Annotated in this window: 15 protein-coding genes and 1 tRNA gene; 2 read left to right on the forward strand and 14 right to left on the reverse strand. The window is 51.7% G+C overall.

Translation table 11 applies throughout. From position 1 onward, the window contains the following. Positions 1-456, forward strand: a complete 456-nt coding sequence (locus Q0090_RS07390; protein WP_297949266.1) for a nucleoside deaminase — start codon at positions 1-3, stop codon at positions 454-456. On the opposite strand, the gene Q0090_RS07395 is transcribed toward Q0090_RS07390, so the two are convergent. The 13 genes from Q0090_RS07395 to guaA form a co-directional block, all read right to left on the reverse strand. After that, positions 453-1652, reverse strand: a complete 1200-nt coding sequence (locus tag Q0090_RS07395) for a hypothetical protein (protein WP_297949268.1) — start codon at positions 1650-1652, stop codon at positions 453-455. The genes Q0090_RS07390 and Q0090_RS07395 overlap by 4 nt on opposite strands. A 53-nt stretch (positions 1653-1705) precedes the next feature. Then, entirely contained in the window at positions 1706-2419 is a 714-nt protein-coding gene (locus tag Q0090_RS07400; RefSeq protein WP_297949270.1) for a M15 family metallopeptidase, read from the reverse strand. A gap of 80 nt (positions 2420-2499) precedes the next feature. After that, entirely contained in the window at positions 2500-2997 is a 498-nt protein-coding gene (locus Q0090_RS07405) for an OmpH family outer membrane protein (RefSeq protein WP_297949272.1), read from the reverse strand. 65 nt (positions 2998-3062) lie between these two features. Beyond that, a complete protein-coding gene (locus Q0090_RS07410; RefSeq protein WP_297949274.1) occupies positions 3063-3575 on the reverse strand; it encodes an OmpH family outer membrane protein in 513 nt (170 codons plus the stop codon). A 73-nt stretch (positions 3576-3648) separates the two neighbouring features. Beyond that, positions 3649-6360 (reverse strand): POTRA domain-containing protein, encoded by a 2712-nt coding sequence (locus Q0090_RS07415; RefSeq protein ID WP_297949417.1) that lies wholly within the window; start codon positions 6358-6360, stop codon positions 3649-3651. After that, positions 6360-7145 carry a polyprenyl diphosphate synthase gene (gene uppS, locus Q0090_RS07420; RefSeq protein ID WP_297949419.1) on the reverse strand — a complete coding sequence of 262 codons (786 nt, stop codon included), beginning with the start codon at positions 7143-7145 and terminating at the stop codon, positions 6360-6362. The genes Q0090_RS07415 and uppS overlap by 1 nt, the downstream gene beginning before the upstream one ends. A 13-nt stretch (positions 7146-7158) precedes the next feature. After that, positions 7159-7908 carry a hypothetical protein gene (locus Q0090_RS07425; protein ID WP_297949276.1) on the reverse strand — a complete coding sequence of 250 codons (750 nt, stop codon included), beginning with the start codon at positions 7906-7908 and terminating at the stop codon, positions 7159-7161. Between the two features lie 16 nt (positions 7909-7924). Then, positions 7925-9313 (reverse strand): DUF6242 domain-containing protein, encoded by a 1389-nt coding sequence (locus tag Q0090_RS07430; RefSeq protein ID WP_297949278.1) that lies wholly within the window; start codon positions 9311-9313, stop codon positions 7925-7927. Positions 9314-9699: 386 nt separating this feature from the next. Next, positions 9700-11220, reverse strand: coding sequence for a GH3 auxin-responsive promoter family protein (locus Q0090_RS07435; protein ID WP_297949279.1), 1521 nt, complete (start codon positions 11218-11220; stop codon positions 9700-9702). Positions 11221-11246: 26 nt separating this feature from the next. Then, positions 11247-12521, reverse strand: a complete 1275-nt coding sequence (locus Q0090_RS07440) for a type IX secretion system plug protein domain-containing protein (protein WP_297949281.1) — start codon at positions 12519-12521, stop codon at positions 11247-11249. A 29-nt stretch (positions 12522-12550) separates the two neighbouring features. Further along, positions 12551-13612 (reverse strand): hypothetical protein, encoded by a 1062-nt coding sequence (locus Q0090_RS07445; protein WP_297949283.1) that lies wholly within the window; start codon positions 13610-13612, stop codon positions 12551-12553. 33 nt (positions 13613-13645) lie between these two features. Beyond that, the gene (panB, locus tag Q0090_RS07450; RefSeq protein ID WP_297949285.1) at positions 13646-14467 is read right to left on the reverse strand and encodes a 3-methyl-2-oxobutanoate hydroxymethyltransferase; all 822 of its coding nucleotides are present in this window, start codon (positions 14465-14467) and stop codon (positions 13646-13648) included. 225 nt (positions 14468-14692) lie between these two features. Beyond that, entirely contained in the window at positions 14693-16213 is a 1521-nt protein-coding gene (guaA, locus tag Q0090_RS07455) for a glutamine-hydrolyzing GMP synthase (protein WP_297949287.1), read from the reverse strand. A 126-nt stretch (positions 16214-16339) separates the two neighbouring features. On the opposite strand from guaA, the gene Q0090_RS07460 reads away from it, so the two are divergent. Next, positions 16340-16411: transfer RNA gene (locus Q0090_RS07460), tRNA-Arg, on the forward strand. Between the two features lie 95 nt (positions 16412-16506). Here Q0090_RS07460 and Q0090_RS07465 read toward each other — a convergent pair. Continuing rightward, a complete protein-coding gene (locus Q0090_RS07465; protein ID WP_297949289.1) occupies positions 16507-17139 on the reverse strand; it encodes a hypothetical protein in 633 nt (210 codons plus the stop codon). Positions 17140-17307 lie beyond the last annotated feature (168 nt).

Raw genomic sequence — 17307 nt, forward strand, 5'->3', positions numbered from 1 at the left:
ATGGAACAAGGGAAAAGCATCCGGACAGAAGACGAGCGCGGCATGCGTGCCGCGCTAGATGAGGCCTATCTAGCCAAAGAGGCGGGAGAGGTGCCTATTGGCGCTGTTGTGGTCTATCAGGGCAGAATTGTAGGGCGTGGGCGTAACCATGTGGAGCAATTGCAAGACCCCACGGCGCACGCCGAAATCCTTGCCATCACGGCAGCAACGGAAAATCTGGGGGCTAAGTACCTGACGGATTGTACACTGTACGTTACGCTCGAACCCTGCGTGATGTGTATGGGAGCCCTGCGATGGGCGCAAGTGTCGCGGATTGTGTATGCCGCCTCCGACCCCAAGGCCGGTTTTCATGTATTAGCCCCTAAGGCTCCGCATCCTCGTGCTATTATTGAGCAGGGGCCCTTTGGAGAGGAGGCCGCAGACCTTTTGCGTAGCTTCTTTTCGGAGCGCCGCTAGCGTACTTCGATAATTACGCTCTCTCCGGATAGCAGGGTGGTACCGATCAGTCGGTGACTACTGCCGGGGCGAATCTTCGTTTTCTTGTAAAAATCAACAGGCTTGAGGGGGAAATTGCGTTGCGAGAAGTCCGCCTCGGGGTACACTTGATTCAATCGTTTTAATTCGCTGGATTTAGCGGGTATTATGCGCACAACTTCATAGCATTTTCCAAGGAAGTGGTCGGGCTTTTGATCCGTGGTATAGATGTGGCTATTCGGGTGTAGAGGGAGGGCGTGATAGGCTATGCCGATAGAGTGGTAGAGGCCACTCTTTTGTAGGGCAGCCCCTGGGAGTAGTAGATAGTGCCCTAGGGCTGAGGCAAAGTGAGGGGGTTGTTCGCTTTCTCCATCCGGAGTTGCACAAAATTGGGTTACTACGAGCCCCTCCGGGCATAGCTGCACCGCAATAAGAGAGGGCGGAGTTGTCTCGCTTGGGGACGATAGATGGGGAATGTAGAGTAGTAGCTCCTTTACTTCGTCGCCACTCTGCACAATGTGTACCTCTTGTACGGAGGGGAGTTGCCGCAATACCTCTTTAATGTCCTCCATCGGAGAGACTTTGATGAGGATTCGCCCTTGATAGTCTAGCCTTTGTAGCGTGTGGCAGACTTCAATAGGGGAGGGTTCGGTATCGGCAAGTGCGTAGGTGCGAGCTCCGCCCTGAGCGCGTCGTGCCGGATCGAAATAGAGCATTTCCATACCCCTTTGTACCAGTTGCTCCAACTCGTCTAATAGGGAGGCCTGTTGGATCTCCACTCGCTCTTGGGAGTAGCTCTCGCCCATAAGACGGGGGATGTTGTAGTGGGCAGCCGTGGCAAAATCCTCGTTTCGCTCTAGGTAGAGGGCGCGTTGGGCTCTCCTTGCAAGGTGTGAGAAGTCAATCCCTAATCCCCCAGTGCCATCAACCAAAAAGGGGCTGGGTGCAAACGTATCTGCTTTGTAGCGTGCCGTTGCTTCGCCGGAGCTTTGTTCGTAGGTGATGCCCTCGGGCAAAAAGATGCCCAATGAAGAAAGAGAGGGGTATTTGCGGGCGATCTTTTCGCGGTAGGTGATCTGTAGGGCCAGATGTTGGCGAAGAGCGGGCGAAAGGGAAGACTTCCCGAAAAGGATCCGGTCGGGGGATTTGTCTCGCCACTCGCCTTTTGCGAGATCCATTATATGCTCTATTTCTTCTAGAGTAAGCATCGAAATGAGGGGGGTAAATAGGACTAGAAGTCCAATATCTTGTAGCGTTTGCGCACCTCCGGCATATCTATCTTTTCCTGGAAGTGCCACCATTCTCGTGTATAGCAACGAAGCCCAACACGGTCCATTACAGAGCGTAAGAGCTCTCGGTTGCGCTGTGCTTCTTTGGTTATTTTGCCTTCCTTAACGAGTCGAGCCTCTTGGTCCGTGTGGGCCTCCTCTCCAAAGAAATCGAAGTCGGTACCCATATCGAGCAAAGTGCCCTCGGCATCGGCAATGGAGAGATCTGCGGCTACGCCATAATTGTGTCGGCCCCCACGATCGCCATTGGCTACGTAAACCTTGAGAGGCGTATTGCGCACAACGGCATACATACTCCGCTGCATACTTATGGGGCGTGAAGCATCAAAAATGACAAAGTGATACCCTGGGTGCTCCTTGCTTAGTAGGCGTTGCGCCTCTGCAATACGTTGGGCGAATTTGGGTTGGAAATAGGCTCTGGAGAGTCCCTTGTAGAGTTGTTGCTTCGTAAAGTTTTGCGTTGTGGCGTAGCGGAGGTCGAGCCGGATCTCGGGCGCCAGACTACATACATCCACAAGTCCTGCGGCTTCCATTTTACGGTCAATAGAGCCCTTATCTTCTTGTGAAGATTGAGGGCGGACTTTTAATAGCGGGAGCGCGGCACTAGGAGCCACACAGACCAGCGAGAGTAAGAGGGTGAGGAGCTTGTGTTCCATCAGAAGGGGAAAAGAAAAACCCACCTAGGCAACCCCCGAAGAGGAAGGCTAGGCAGGTTCCATTTTGTTCTATTGGAGAATTATTTTATGCCGAGACGTGCACGTACTTTGGCTGTGAGGTCGATGGCATCCTTACCGGCGTGGAGGAATGCTCCATACTCTAGTACATAGGTGCAACCGGCTTCGTCGCCAGCCTTTTTAATGGCATCGAGCACTTTTTGTTGGATAGGAGCAAGAAGTGTTTCCTGTTGCTTTTGGAGGTCTTGCTGCATTACCTGCATAGATTGTTGGATGCGGTTTTGCATGTCTACAAGCTCCTGCTGACGGCTCTTGCGGATAGCTTCGGAGAGCGAATTTTGCTCCTTGGTGAAGTTTTCCACCTTGGTGGTATACTCTTGTTGCATCTTCTGAACTTCTTGCGTGTACTTGGCATCAAGTTCTTGGAGGCGCGTCTGAGCTGCTGTAGTCTCGGGCAGAGCTGCCATGATCTCTTGCGTGTTTACCATGGCGATCTTTTGCTGAGCCACGAGTGCTAGGGGGCAGAGAGCCACCACCAAGCTGATGATAATTTTCTTCATACTGAGAATATTGTTGAATGATTAAAATATTGATTTTATACTGTTGGGTGGGTTGCTGTCTTAGGTTACTTGCTGTATCCCATCTTTTTGAGTACCTGATCGCTGATGTCGATACCGGGGTTGGCATAGATAATGCCGGAGGTGCCTCTATCAAGAACGAGCTGGAAGCTGTTGGCTTTTGCGATCTCTTTGATGGCTTCCCATATCTCATCTTGGATGGGTTTCATCATCTCGTTGCGCTTCTTGTATAGCTCACCTTCGGGGCCGAAATACTTCGTTTGCAATTCGGCTGCTGCTTGCTCTTTCTTTACGATCTCGTCTTCGCGAGTCTTCTTTTGAGCCGCAGAGAGGAATACGAGGTCCTTCTGATATTTTTTGTAGAGGGTCTCGGCTTCGGTCTGTACCTTCTGAACTTCTTGTTGCCACTTCTTGGAGACAGACTCGAGTTGCTCGTTCATCATCTCATAGTTAGGGATGTTTTTGAGGATGTACTCCATGTCTACAAGAGCATACTTTTGGGCGAATGCAGACAGCGTGGTTGCTGCTGCAAAGAGGAGGGTGATTACTAGTCGTTTCATGTCAATTAGGCTTATATGTATTTATATTCTGTTGGAGTCCGAAATAGGGCTTGGGTTTATTTGCTATACGTTATTAGAACTCTTTGTTAAGCACGAAGTGTACATTGCTGCCCCCACGCTCGGTGCTGTTGTTGGGGCGGTCGAACCCGTATCCCCAGTCGATGCCTAGGAGCCCCACCATCGGTAGGGTGATGCGGATGCCCAGCCCGGCAGATCTTTTCAGATTGAAGGGGTTGAGGTCGGAGATATTTGTCCAGGCATTCCCGGCTTCTAGGAAGGCGAGGCCCCAGATATTGGTCTGACCTTGGAAGATGATCGGCATACGAAGCTCGGTGGTGAGACGCATAAAGGCGGTGGCGTAGTCGTAGTTGCTACCCGCAATGGTCCCGTTTTTGTACCCACGTAGCCCGATGGTCTCGTTCATGTAGCCGCCCACATAGCCACTCATACCGTCACCCCCCATGTAGTAAGTGCCGAAGGGTGAGCGCTTGTAGGGGTTATACGAGCCAAGAATACCGAGGTCGAGGCGATTCATCAGTACGGGCGTGTATTGTACCGTCTGAGGGTTGGCAAGGGGTGTAAATACGCGTCCGGTAAAACGCCACTTGTGGTATTCTACAAACTTATAGCGCTTGTTGGCAGAGAGTCTGGGATCTGAATAATCGACCTTGTCGAAGAGAGAGTAGGGAGGCGTTGCCGTTACGCTCAGCGAGAACTCAGACCCGCGGCGTGTGTAGACGGGGTTGTCGAGCGAAGAGCGAGAGAACCGAAGTTGTAGGTTTATATCGTTGGCAGAGCCGTTGTGGAATCCCTCAAATGTGTCGTACACCCAGTCGTTGAGGTGGTAGTAATTATAGTTGAGAGAGGCATAGAGCATAAACCAGTTATCGGGCCAATTGAGGCGCTTACCATAACCGATGGTACCCCCTAAGATAGAGAGCGATTGGTTGGGGTTATAGGCCTTTTCCATGAGGGCGCTGCCGTCATATCCGTAGCCGCTTCCGTAACCGCCATAGCCACCGTAACCACCGTAGCCGTATCCTCCATATCCATAGTAGGGGTTGTAGGCCCCAGCTTGAGATGAGATTCTATTGTTGTAGAAGCGGGTGTCGAGGGCCGTTTGGCGAGAGTAGAAGATACTTGCCGTGAAGTAGTTGGGTCGTTTGCCGCCAAACCAGGGGTCGATGAAGGTGAGGCCGTATTGCTGGTAATAGCGACCGTTGGTGGAGACATTGATCGAAAGGGTCTGTCCATCCCCCTGAGGAATGATCCCCTTGTACATGCTGGGGTGGAACAGGTTGTGCATAGAGAAGTTGGTGAAGCTAAGCCCTACACTTGCAATAAGTCCGGCCTGGCTCCAACCCAGCGACATTTCGAATTTGTCACTTCGTTTCGGCTCTAAGTTGTACTCAATATCCACGGTCCCGTCTTGAGTGTTGGGCACAGGCTTGGGGACACTCTTCTCCGGGTCGAATTGATTGAGCTGGTTGAGCGCCATGTAGGAGTTCATCAAGTCCTCTTTACTAAAGAGCTTGCCGGGCTTGGTGTAAAGCTCGCGGCGGATCACGTTTTCGTACACGAGGTCGTTCCCCTTGATGAGTACTTTGCTGATGGTGGCTTGGGGGCCTTCGGTGATTCGGAGGTCTAGATTAACAGAGTCTCCCCCCACAATGCCTGTTTCTATGGGGTCTATGTGGGCAAAGATGTAGCCGTTGTTGTAGTAGAGGTTGGCCACAGCATCTTCGTCTACAGAGAGTCTGTTCTCGAGTCTCTTTTGGTTGTAGACTTCCCCCGGTTTGATGCCTAGCATGGCGTTGAGGAAGTCTGTGGGATACTTTGTATTCCCTACAAATCGAAGGTTTTTGATGTAGTATTTCTTCCCTTCGTCCAGCTTGATTCGGATTTTGATGCGCTTGGGATTCTGGGGGTCTTTTACGATAGTGTCGGAGAGAATCTCGGCATCGCGATACCCTGCTTCGTGGTAGCGAGTCAAGAGGTTGTTGAGGTCTTCTTTGTAGTCCTTTTCGATGAATTTTTTCTGACTGAAGATCTCGAGAATGCTGGACCATGCGCGTCCCTTCCCAAGAGAGAAGGTCTCGTTGGTCTTTTTCATAGCGGCACGTAGGGTGCTGTTGTTTAGCTCCTTGTTGCCAACGAATTCGATCTCACTTACTTTGATTTTACTCTTCTTATCAATAACCACCGTAACGAGGGTGTGATTTTGTTTCGAGAGGTCGTTTTTCTGTTCTACCTCTACGGTCATATCGCTGTAGCCCTTCTCGTCGAAGTATTTCTTTACGAGTTGTTTGGTGCGGTCAATGATATTGGGGGTGAGTTGCATCTCTGCACGGAGGCCGGTACGCTCCTCTAGGTCTTTGCGTTCGCTCTTGGTAACTCCGGTAAAGGTAACCTCTGAGATCTTGGGGCGTTGCTTGAGTTGGATTTCGATCCAGATCTGATTGCCTTCTATTTTCTTTGCTACGATGCGGGCGTTGTCGAAGTAACCATTGCGCATAAAGCGGCGTACAGCATCGCTAAAGGCAATGCCGGGCACCTCTACAAGGTCACCTACATTGAGCCCGGAGAGGCTGATGAGTACGGCATTGTCGTAGCCCTCTCCTCCCTTTATCGCAATGTCGGCAATCCGATAGTTTGTGGGGCGTGCATAGTTTATCTCTACCTTATCATTTTGCGGAGACTCAGGTGTTACTGATTGAGCCCGGAGCTGAGAAGATAGGAGAGATAGCCCCGATAGGAGCAGGATCTGAACTAGGAATTTACGCATCATAGAGTATCTTGAGGGGCTGCATTTGCTGCCGATGTTACTTTGTTTTCGTTGAGATGAATGGGGGCTTGTCCCTCTACGAGTCCGAACCGTCTGTGACGTTGAGAGAATTCGTAGAGTGCCTTTTGCAGCTCTTCTTCTCCAAAGTCCGGCCAGAGGGTCGGGCAGAAGTAGAGCTCAGAATAGGCTATTTGGTAGAGGAGGAAATTGCTGATACGGAACTCGCCGCCTGTGCGGATGAGGAGGTCGGGATCGGGTATGCCGTAGGTGGTGAGATAGGGAGCCAGCGGTTCGTCTCCCGATAGATCTTTTGGAGAGATCTTGCCCGAGGCTATGTCTTGAACCAAGGTGCGGACTGCCTGGTTTAGCTCCCATTTGGAGGAGTAGCTGAGACATACAACGAGCGTAATAGTGCTGTTGTGCGCTGTTTGCTCCATGGTGCGCTCCACGGCTTGGCGCGTACTCTCGGGCAGGCGATGGAGGTCGCCAATGGCAAGGATGCGCACTCCCTCTGAGGCAAACTCAGGGGCATAGTACTCCAAGCTCTGTGCCATAAGAGCCATAAGGGCATCCACCTCAGCCGTTGGGCGTGCCCAATTTTCCGAACTGAAGGCGTAGACCGTTAGCGTCTCAATGCCTGCTTGGGCGGCGGCGGCTACGGTGCGTCGGAGGGCGGCTACTCCCTCTACATGACCGTAGGAGCGATCTTTCCCTTGCGCTGTAGCCCAACGGCCGTTACCGTCCATGATGATGGCAACGTGCTTGGGTACTGCCTCGCAAGGCATATTGGATCCGTTATTATCGTGCAATTTGCTCATTTATGTTGCAAGAAGAGCCTCGGGACGAAAATTCGTACGTGACCCCCAGGGTTATAAGCAGCATTCCATCTCCTCCTTTATACCAAGACGATTTAAGGCGGTAGGGGTTGCTAAGAAACGAGGATTCAGTACTGAGAGCATCCAGTTTGTCGGTGAAAAACTGTCGCCCTCCGAGGGAGGCAATGAGATTGAGGCGATTCGCTATTTTATATTTGATGCCGAGCGCTCCCTCTATCCCCGGCAGGAATGTGTAAGCGTCTTTGCCAAAAGCGGCCCCCACGGATAGCCCAAGAGCAAGGTAGGGACTCCACCTACGTGTGTGGAGAAATGGGTACTTATCGCTGTACGCAAAGAAGTTGTACTCCCCTCTAAGGGAGAGCAATAGGGCTTGAGCCGCAAAGTGGACTCGTGTTGTTTGTTGGGGGAAGACTTGGTCCCGTATCTGGCTATTGCCATGGAGGTAGTTGTAGGTAAGGTCTCCCGAGAAGGTAAAGCGGAAATTGTGATTATAGCGCATTTGTGCCCCCACTCCTCCACCTACGGATGCAAAAGGAATTACCCGATTGGCGTCGCCTAGGTAGCTATTAACCGAAGCAATCCCTCCCAATTCTAAGCGATACTCTTGCGCATTAAGGGCAGAATGTATCCCGCCCAAGATGAGCAACAAGAGCCACCAAGGATAGTGAGAGAGCCTATTTCCCTCCGATCTGTTTGTGCAAAACTTCTGCATTGAGAGGGGGCTGTTTTTAGTTTAAGATGGAAGACCTCCCTTCCCAAATGGTGCGGTCGAGTGAACCATCGGCCTTCTTCCCGCCAAAGAGGAAGAAAATTAATTCTTCTTGTGCGAACCCAAAGAGTTTTCCATATCCTCCAAAGGGGAGTGTTTCGTGAGGTAGCATGAGGGCGGAATTACGCACCGTCCATGTGACTCCTTGGTCTTTGGAGCTGTAAATTGTAGCCCCTCGCTGAGGAGTGTGGCTAGCCGGATAGACGCAGTAAAGTAGTCCCTTGTTGCTCGATGTTGAGATGAGAAGTGGAGCCTCTGCCCCCTCAAAAGGCGGGAGTAGGTCCTTGTCGCCTTGAGGCGTGGGTGTGAGCCAATCGAGACCGGTTGTCGTAGTCCAGGTGAGGCGAGATGGCTTGCCACTAGCTGTTTTTGCACCTACCAAGACGAGGAGGGGATGGTGAGCCACCTCAAAGAGGGCTGTGCTGCGTCCGCTCATGGGGAAGTCTTCCGGTACCTCTTCACCTCGCTTGTATACCCCGTTGCCGGGGAGGCATGCGAAGTAGTTTTTGCCTGAGGGGTCTTGCTCTATCATGCAAAGAGTAGGATGGGTCCGCCCACGTTCTGTGAAAGCACCAAGCAGTATGCTACCATTATTGTAGCGATTTTCTTCGAGCCATTGCTTCCCTCCGTCTAGGCTCACAATGCAAGTTTGGTGAGGAGCCTCGCCCAGAATAGCATAGAGCACGCCTTCTGGAGAGGCAACGGCACTTGTCACAGCCTTACCCGATAGCCCTGTTGTCACCTCTTCCCATACGAGGGTATTGGTGGGGGCGTGATAGAGCTGTGTGTTCCCTCCCTGAGAAGCAAAGATGTAGAGATCCTTGTCTGACCGGCAGAAGATGGTCTCCTTGCCGCTTAGGTCAGGGAGTTGACCTGTAATAACGGGCATCCAATAATACGAGTCAGGGTTGTTTAGTTGCTTCTGGATCTGTACCGTATAGCTCTTCTTTAGCCCTTTTTCTGTATTGGTGACCTCTACCGTGATCTCCTTGTCCCAGCGGTCGCGAAGGTAGATAGAGTCCGCAGCACTACGCTCAAGTTCTTTCCCATCGATGAGCAACTTAAAGGTAGCCAGGTTTTGTATCCCGACCGAGATTTTTACCGAATCGATCTCGGTGCCATAGGGGAGTGGGTGAGCATTGTAGATCTTTCCCTCTGCATGATCGATAGAAAAGAAGACTTTCTCAAGGTCAGGATTGGCCTTGGAGGCGAGTACAAAACTCGATACTTGTACCGTGGTAAGCTCCGGGTTTTGGATTTCCTTGTTGCTGATACAGCTTGAGGCAAAGAGGAATGTGAGCAACCCAAGTGCGGAGCTGAGGGCGTGTTGTATACTGCGATGTTTCATTGTGCACACTATATATTACGATACAAAGATAGCCTTTCTCCGTGAATACGATACCTTTACAGCTAAGGGAATATGCAAGGGAAGCGCCTCTTTGTGCCGAGAGGGCTTGCCATGGAGGAGGCCTGCTCCGGGCTAATCTCTTGCCCCTTGCCAAGTCAAACCACAGCCAGGGGGATATTGCCTACGGCTCTGGCTGAATCTTTCTTACTGCCAAACGGACAAAAAAATAGCCCTGTAAGCAAAAAAGTACAGGGCTAAATTGAAAAATATTTTGGGCAATTTCTCTCCCACTTTCCGGCCTAGAAATCCGAAAATTCTAGCCAGAATCGGAACGAAAATCAGCCTCGGTTCTTTTCCCCTCTCCGTAGAACGCTTTTTCTGCCTGGTTAGGCTAGGCCGGAGAGTTGCAGGATGGAGTTGTATAGCTCACGCTCGTTGCGTAGCCGAGGTATCTTGTTTTGTCCTCCCATCTTTCCCTTCTCTCGCAGATAGCGGGCGAAGGTGCCCTTGGGTACTGCACGGATCTGTAGGGGTTGCAGGGTCATACCCGGACTGCTCTTGGCTTCGTAGTCGGAGTTTATTTTGCGCAACTCTTCGTGCAGGCGTTGGGCAAATAGAGTGAGATCTTGAGGGGCTTGGTCGAACTCGATAAGCCAGTCGTGCCGACCTTTGCCCGTAGAGGCATCGAAGTAGGGAGCTGCGGTGTATTCGGTAATGGTAGCCTGCTGTTCGCTACTTACCCGAGCGAGGGCTTCGTCAGCATTGCATACCATGAGTTCCTCTCCAAAGGCATTGATATAGCTAGTGGTGCGCCCGGCAATGATGAATTTATAGGGGTCGCGTTGGGTAAATCGGACGGTATCCCCGAGGATGTAACGATACAATCCCCCAAGAGAACTGATCACAAGAGCGTAGGTTTTGCCCAGTTCCACCTCTACGAGGGGGATGGCTTTCGGGTCGGGCGCGTCTAGCTCTGCCAGTGGAATGAACTCGTAATAAATGCCATAGTCGAGCATTAGCAGCATGGCGGGGTCGTTGGGGTCGTCTTGGATCCCAAAGAACCCTTCGGAGGCGTTGTAGGTCTCTCTATACTGCATGCGCGGCGAGGGGATGAGGCGTTTGTACTCCTCTCGATAGGGGGTAAAGCTGATTCCTCCGTGGAAGAAGACCTCCAATTCGCTCCATACTTCGCTTAGGTTATCCGCCTTGGTGTCTTCAAGTAGTCGTTTGATGAGGGTAAGCATCCAAGAGGGGACGCCCGAGAGGCTCCCTACGTTAGCGTCTCTTGTTTCGGCTATGATGGCAGGGATTTTCTCCATCCAATCCTCAAGGAGGAGGGTTTCTTTGGAGGGAACTCGTATGGCGCTGCCTAAGCGTGGCATTTGTTCGATGAGAATCGAACTCAAGTCTCCCCTAGAAATATCGGGTGTGAGGGGAGTGGGCTTTTGGCTTCCTCCGAGTACAAGGCCCTTTGTCCTGAAAAAACGGCTGTCGGGTCGGGTGGCTAGGTAGAGCCAGAGGGCATCCGATCCCCCTTTGAAGTGGCACATCTGTAGATGTAACGGGTTCACAGGGATATATTTACTGCGCCCTCCCGAGGTGCCACTAGAGACGGCAAAGCGATTGCATCCCCCACGTACGAGCACGTTGCTCTCGCCCTGGATCATGCGATCTGTGTATCCTCGTAAGTCTTCGTACTGCACAAGAGGCACGATGGAGGCGTACTGCTCAGGCGTGGAGACTGCGGCAGCCCGTGTCTCCCATCCGTACTCCGTGGCACGGAGGCAGCGCATGACGCGTTGCCATTGACGGTGTTGTAGTTCCTCGGCTCGCTGAGGATAGTAATGATGGATAGCGGCGAGACGGGGGCGCATGGCCGTGTAGATAGTACGAGTTAGAGCATCCATAGAGAATATTTTGCTGCTATGCTTATTTAGTGACACTGAGTAACCCCTACGAGTCTGTGGTACCGAGCCCCTAAGGGATGGTAGTACACAAATAGCGTATATTGGTTGTGAGTGGGGTAGTGATTGCCCTCAATGGCCTGGGCCGTGTAGGGGCGGCTCTCCTCGTCTTTTGCTGCGAGGTAGAGGTAGGATAGGTAGCCCCCTTTGAGAAGTAGCTCTGCGGTATAGGCTCCCTCTTGGCTGGAGTAGTGTAGGAGACGCTCTTCGTAGGGGAGATAGTCGAATGCTTCGCCTTCGAGGATGGGTTGCAGCCCATCGGCTAGAGGCTCGCTTTCGAGTCGGAAGCAGACTCTATAATAATCCGTAGCCGTGGCAATATCTCCATCAAGATTGCGAGAGCGGATTACATACTGCCCCATGGCTCCTTGGTCGGTACTATGGAAGTCGCTTAGGGATCGGTTGTAGTTGGTGTAGAGAATAAGCCTATTCGCCTCAGGCTCCACGGCGGAGCGTTCTACCCCAAGGGAAGGGATCTGGGGACTTAGGTACTCCATGGCATGGTATTCGTTGCCCGCCTCAAAGGCGAGAAGTTCGCGCCGATATTCGAGACGGTCCAGCCCTCTAAAAGAGGGGCGGAGAACCCATAGGACATTGTCGCGTCGGCTATTCTGAGCCGCAACCAGCGTAAAGTCCAGGTCGGAGGTGCTTCCTCCCAAATGCCCTATCCCCACATTTACTTCCAAGTGTTGCTTATGAGGGTCTACGCCCCAAGCCTTATCTACATTCCCTACGAGGGTGGCAAGGGGCTCTACCACAGCGAATGCCGCTTGCACGAGAGGCCGTTCCGGCTCCATGGCATCGTAAACAGTCAGGAGGTAATTGCCCGATAGAATGGGATGAGGAGAACTCGCTTGGGATAGCGTGAGTGAGTAGTGCCGGTAAGAGACTTTGGTAAGAGAGGAGGGGATGGAGGGAGGGAATTCGCCTTCGGAGTAGCCTGATTGGAATTCGGTGCGGGCAAGTTCGGATGGATTCCACTCGCTATCGCAGTGTTGCAGTTGGTAGCGAAGGGTGTGCGGTTCGTCGTCTAGGAGGTCGAAAGAGATGCGTAGCCCCTCGTTTCCCCCTAGGGTATAGTAGGGGAAGGGAGTCCACTCCCTGCGCTCGGGGGTAGGCTTGATTTGTAAGGCATTGACACGCCCATCGAGCATGGTAGAGGGGAAGAACTTTTGGGCACGAGCCCCCCATGCCACGAGGCTTGTGAGCAACAAGCATAGGACGATATGCGCAAATCGATTCATACGCAGGCAAAGATACATAACTCTTGCTACTAGGAGAACCTCTGGGCAGGGAAGCCAAAAGTGGTGCGCCAAGAGCGAGGGAGGTAGCGATGGAGTAGGCGTGCGAAAAGAAGCGGCAGGAGCAGGTTGGAGACAAAAGAGGCGATCATGGCTAGGTTAATAGCCCAAGTGCTGCCCGAGGTTAAGGGGAAAATCCAAAGTCTAAAGGCGAGCACGTTGAAGAGCATCAGTAGGATGATGGGGTAGCAAAAGCGTGCAAGATCTCGCCATAGAGGGCGTTCGATCCATTTGCCCACCTTAGAGCTGGCTCCGTAGATAATGACGAGTAGGAAGGTAAAGTAGGGAAGCGTAAAAAGAAGGATCCAAGGTTGCTTGTAGGGCGTCAGGATGCGCGCCACCAGCACCGCATGGAAAAGCAGTAGGGCCATGATCGTAACACGACCCGGCACGCCCCTACAATAAATCTTCTGCATCAAGGCTCCGAGAATGAAAAAGTGGGCGTTCTTTATGGTCCAGGCTAGGGCAAGAGGATCTTGATGCGCCTCAATTTCGAAGAGCCCCCCTAGGGCATAGAGCCCGAGTCCTACCCCATAAGCGATTATGGCTTGCCTAAGGCTGAGTTGCTTCGGGAGTAAAAGGGTGATGCCGTGCAACCAAAAGAGGGCAGGCAAAATCCACAGATAACCGATGCTTTGGGTGCGGGGGAAGAGCACCCATTGGGTATAGCTCGTAAAGGGACAGCTCCCGGCTAGATAATTGGGCAGGCCAACAGCCACAAAGTAAAGGATGGTGGTAAAGAGCCAATAGGGGTAGAGCAGGCGATCGGCTTTGCCTAAGAGCAGGGAGCCTCGCTTGCGGAGGGGAGATGGCGTCTCGCCTCGAACGCTCCAGAGATAGCCCGAGAGGGAGAGCAGGAGGGGTAGACCCGCAAAAAGTTTGTTTACGTAAAAGGTGTACCAAGCAGGTGCGGCAACGCCTCCGTGGAGGGAGTCGCCGCTACTAGGTGCCGCTAGTGCGAGCGCAAACTCGAGTATGGCAATAAACGAAACAAACGAAATGTCTCGTCGTTGGAGGTGCTCTGTATTGCCCACCTTAGTACGTGTTTTGCTTGCGTTGGGTTGAGACTAGTATTGCTCCTCGCTGTTGGGGAAGTCTCTTGTCTTCACATCCGTAATGTATTGCGCTACAGAGGTGCGCACGGCTTGCCCCATCTCGGCGTAGAGGCGTAGGAAGCGGGGGCGGAATCCCTCGTTCAGCCCCAACATGTCGTGCAGCACGAGTACTTGTCCGTCTACGTTGCCTCCGGCACCGATCCCAATGATGGGAATGGAGAGTTCGCTTGCTACACGCTCTGCAAGGGTGGCAGGGATTTTTTCCAAAACGATGGCAAAGCATCCTAGCTCCTCGAGCAAGTGGGCATCGGCTATTAGCTTCTTGGCTTCTGCTTCTTCCCGAGCTCGTACGTTGTAGGAGCCGAATTTATTGATAGATTGAGGGGTGAGACCGAGGTGCCCCATTACGGGGATCCCTGCCGAGAGGATGCGCTGGATGGATTCGCTAATCTCGCTCCCCCCTTCTACTTTGATGGCATCCGCATGGGTGATCTTCATCACCTTGATGGCAGAGTCTAGCGCCTGCATCGGGTTACCTTGGTACGATCCGAAGGGGAGATCCACTACGACCAATGCCCGCTTTACCGCCTTCATTACAGACTTCCCATGGTAGATCATCTGATCAAGAGTAATGGGGAGGGTGGTGGTGTTGCCCGCCATAATGTTGGAGGCAGAGTCCCCTACCAGTATTACATCCATGCCGGCACTATCTACAAGGGTAGCCATGGTGAAGTCGTAGGCCGTGAGCATAGCGATTTTTTCTCCACGCTCTTTCATCTCTCGTAGTCGGTGCGTTGTTACTTTGCGGGAGTCTTCGGGTTGATAAGTAGACATTGGTTTTCTCTATTGGATTAGTACCATTTATTCCCCTCTTCATGGGAGAAGAGAGAGGCTCTTGATATTGTCTTTTAGAATAGGGTTGCTCTCGTTGAGACCTTGTAGATGCGAAGAGAATGGGTAGCGAAACAAGCCCTAAGGAGGAAGGTATGGGGTAGATCTCATCTCTGTCTATACCTTGCTCCCTAGGAGGCGTTTAGTCGTTTTTAGAAAATTGTTGGGTTATTCCCACTCAATGGTGCTGGGTGGCTTGGAGGAGATATCGTACACAACGCGATTAACCCCCTTCACCTTGTTGATGATCTCGTTGGAGACTTTTGCCAAAAACTCGTAGGGGAGTCGGCTCCAGTCTGCGCTCATGGCATCTACACTCGTTACGGCGCGTAGGGCAACGGTGTACTCGTAGGTGCGCTCGTCTCCCATCACCCCTACACTCTTCACAGGTAGTAGGATGGCTCCGGCTTGCCACACCTCGTTGTAGAGGCCTTGGCGGCGCATTTCGTTCATGTAGATAGCATCCGCTTCTTGTAGGATACGTACTTTCTCGGGGGTGATTTCCCCTAGGATGCGGATCCCTAGCCCGGGTCCGGGGAAGGGGTGGCGCTCCAAAAGGTGGGCTTGCATGCCGAGGGCACGACCCACACGGCGCACTTCGTCTTTGAAAAGGGCACGGATAGGCTCTACGAGCTTGAGCTTCATACGCTCGGGGAGACCTCCCACGTTGTGGTGGCTCTTGATGACCATACCCGTAATGTTGATAGACTCAATAATGTCGGGATAGATAGTCCCCTGACCGAGCCATTTCACATCCTTTATTTTGGTAGCTTCGGCTTCGAATACATCGATGAAGCCCTTGCCGATGATTTTTCTCTTCTGCTCGGGGTCGGTTACTCCGGCTAGGGCGTTATAGAATTGCTCGTGAGCATCTACACCAATTACGTTGAGACCGAGGTGGCGGTAGTCTTGCATCACTTGGGTTGCCTCGTCTTTTCTTAGCAAACCATGATCCACAAATATACAGGTGAGGTTGCGCCCGATTGCTTTGTTTAGGAGCACAGCCACTACCGAACTATCCACGCCGCCACTGAGGGCGAGGAGTACTTTGTCGTTTTGGAGTTGCTCACGCAGCTCTGCTACGGTGCGCTCGATAAAGGCGTCTGGCGACCAGTTGCCCCCAATCCCCACGATGTCAATAAAGTTGGCAAGTAGCTTGGTACCCTCTTCGCTGTGGAAGGCTTCGGGATGGAATTGTACGCCCCAAGTCTCTTCCCCTTCGATGCGGAAGGCGGCATTCTCCACCTCAGGTGTGCGCGCTATGGCGCGGAAGCCCTCGGGGAGTCGGGTGATGGTATCCCCATGGCTCATCCATACTGTGTTGCCTTTGGTCATCCCCTTGAGGAGGGGATCTTCTGGGGCGGTAAGTTCTAGTTTAGCGGGGCCGTACTCTCGAGTTGCCCCCGGCTCTACCATCCCTCCGGCTTGATAGACGAGACTCTGCGCTCCGTAGCAGATGCCAAGGAGAGGGCAGCGCCCACGCAGTGTAGAAAGGGTGGTCTTAAAGGCTTTGGGGTCATATACTGAGTAGGGACTACCCGATAGTATAATGCCGCGCACTCCCTCTAGCCCCTCAGGTAGCTTGTTGTAGGGTACAATTTCGCAGTAGGTGTTGAGGTCGCGGATGCGTCTCCCGATCAATTGAGTCGTCTGGGATCCAAAGTCGAGGATGAGGATTTTCTCTTGCATACTTTAGTCTCTAATAACTTTGGTGCAAAGGTAGCGTAAACTATCGGTCAATCGCTGATAATTCGCTACTTTTGCCCTAAGTATGGCAAGGAGGAGGTCTCTTTCCTCTCTTTTGCTGAGTAGTTTGCCTCTGTAGTTCAACGGATAGAATAGAAGTTTCCTAAACTTTAGATAGGGGTTCGATTCCCCTCGGAGGTACTCCTAAATCTCGGTAAGACTTGGAATACTCTAGCCTTGTCTCGAACCCCTTTCTCTTCGTTTTTACAGTGTGTTACAGAGAGCCTCGCCGCTGTCTACAGCGGCATGTCGGTGCGGAGTGTTTTGCCGTCTTTGAGGGTCACACGCACCTCTACCCGATCGAACTTACCTTCTATGTTATTCTTGTCGCAGGAGAGAAGAAATCCATGTCCCTTTGTTGGGAATGGGAAATAATCATAGTTGATAATACTCTCCAAAGATAGATCTATAGGGGTCCATATCCCATGAAAATCCGTTTTATATCCTCTTTGGATGAATGGTTCAATACTATAACTCGAAAGAAAGATGATGTGAGAGAGTGAGGTCTCATTCTCTTTATTGTAGCCTGCAACCTCAATCTTTTGGACTCCATATAGACATGGTAACATGGGAGGAAAGGCATAAAATCCTACTCCCGTTTCGCCATGCTCTCGTGCTATCTTTTCAAACAATTCTTTATTTGTCTTCTCCGTGATAGAGGATTCTTCAGAACGACTGAACCAAAGATTCCAATAGAGTTTAGAAAGGTCTTCTGACCTTTCTGCTTTCGCTACATAAACATAATTTGGTACGTAATAGGATTCAATAGCATATTTATGCCATTTCGCTTTATCCCATTCTGTCTTTGGTGTGCAGGCATGAAGAAGGACTACAGATAGTAACAAGGTCAGTGTGTTTAGTTTTTTCATAATGCCAATAAGTGTTTAATGCTTCTGATACATGTGAGAAAGTGTTGGAGACAACTTGATGCTCTTTCTTTTATTGATTCCCTTCGCTTGTAAAGGTATAAATAAAATTCTAAATAGATATGCTTGATGTGTACTTTTGATGTTTTCTTGAAGAGTGGGCTTTCGAAT

It is taken from the genome of uncultured Porphyromonas sp. (genome assembly GCF_938023125.1).
Lineage (GTDB): Bacteria > Bacteroidota > Bacteroidia > Bacteroidales > Porphyromonadaceae > Porphyromonas.

Excerpts from the sequence above, each read along its gene's own strand:
- Q0090_RS07390 (WP_297949266.1), top strand. The coding sequence starts at position 1 with ATGGAACAAGGGAAAAGCATCCGGACAGAAGACGAGCGCGGCATGCGT.
- Q0090_RS07395 (WP_297949268.1), bottom strand. The coding sequence starts at position 1,652 with ATGGATCTCGCAAAAGGCGAGTGGCGAGACAAATCCCCCGACCGGATC.
- Q0090_RS07400 (WP_297949270.1), bottom strand. The coding sequence starts at position 2,419 with ATGGAACACAAGCTCCTCACCCTCTTACTCTCGCTGGTCTGTGTGGCT.
- Q0090_RS07405 (WP_297949272.1), bottom strand. The coding sequence starts at position 2,997 with ATGAAGAAAATTATCATCAGCTTGGTGGTGGCTCTCTGCCCCCTAGCA.
- Q0090_RS07410 (WP_297949274.1), bottom strand. The coding sequence starts at position 3,575 with ATGAAACGACTAGTAATCACCCTCCTCTTTGCAGCAGCAACCACGCTG.
- Q0090_RS07415 (WP_297949417.1), bottom strand. The coding sequence starts at position 6,360 with ATGCGTAAATTCCTAGTTCAGATCCTGCTCCTATCGGGGCTATCTCTC.
- uppS (WP_297949419.1), bottom strand. The coding sequence starts at position 7,145 with ATGCCTTGCGAGGCAGTACCCAAGCACGTTGCCATCATCATGGACGGT.
- Q0090_RS07425 (WP_297949276.1), bottom strand. The coding sequence starts at position 7,908 with ATGCAGAAGTTTTGCACAAACAGATCGGAGGGAAATAGGCTCTCTCAC.
- Q0090_RS07430 (WP_297949278.1), bottom strand. The coding sequence starts at position 9,313 with ATGAAACATCGCAGTATACAACACGCCCTCAGCTCCGCACTTGGGTTG.
- Q0090_RS07435 (WP_297949279.1), bottom strand. The coding sequence starts at position 11,220 with ATGGATGCTCTAACTCGTACTATCTACACGGCCATGCGCCCCCGTCTC.
- Q0090_RS07440 (WP_297949281.1), bottom strand. The coding sequence starts at position 12,521 with ATGAATCGATTTGCGCATATCGTCCTATGCTTGTTGCTCACAAGCCTC.
- panB (WP_297949285.1), bottom strand. The coding sequence starts at position 14,467 with ATGTCTACTTATCAACCCGAAGACTCCCGCAAAGTAACAACGCACCGA.
- guaA (WP_297949287.1), bottom strand. The coding sequence starts at position 16,213 with ATGCAAGAGAAAATCCTCATCCTCGACTTTGGATCCCAGACGACTCAA.
- Q0090_RS07465 (WP_297949289.1), bottom strand. The coding sequence starts at position 17,139 with ATGAAAAAACTAAACACACTGACCTTGTTACTATCTGTAGTCCTTCTT.